Genomic DNA, 455 nt, shown 5'->3' on the forward strand with positions numbered 1-455 from the left:
GGGTGATGGCACCTTCCTCGATGCGAAGCTGGTGACGGCGCGTTATTTCGCTGAGCGGATCATGCCTGATGCCGGGGCGTTGCGCCGGAAGATCGAAGGCGGTGCCGAATCGCTCATGGCCCTTCCGCCGGAGATGTTCGTCGCGGCCTGAGAGGCCGGAGAACGGTCCAGGGCGATGCTTCGTCCACTTCCGGCATGACGCTTGAGGTAAATGAGTGACTCTATCGGGCAGCTGGCGGCTGGTTGGCGGGTGCCGGCAGCGCGGTCGCAGGCTTTGCCGGGGGAGGCACCGCCTCCACCTTCCGCCGTACGCCCGATAGCTCCGGGACTGGTCTGATCGTCGTCGCCACTGGCGGCGGCGATACAGATGTAGTGCCCGCCAGGCTTTCCAGCTTGAAAGTGTCGGCCTGTCGCGCAACCGGCACCAGTACCTGCAGTTTCATGCACTGGCTGAA

The 455-nt window shown here is 64.6% G+C and carries 2 protein-coding genes; one reads left to right on the forward strand and one right to left on the reverse strand.

Annotated features, from left to right (window positions below):
* Window positions 1–151 (forward strand): acyl-CoA dehydrogenase C-terminal domain-containing protein (locus RAD16_RS41130; RefSeq protein WP_458163700.1); only part of this gene is annotated, 151 nt, incomplete at its 5' end.
* A 70-nt stretch (window positions 152–221) separates the two neighbouring features.
* Here RAD16_RS41130 and RAD16_RS41135 read toward each other — a convergent pair.
* The coding region (locus RAD16_RS41135; protein ID WP_458163698.1) for a hypothetical protein at window positions 222–455 on the reverse strand (234 nt) is incomplete at its 5' end.

Source organism: Bradyrhizobium sp. 18BD, assembly GCF_054185225.1.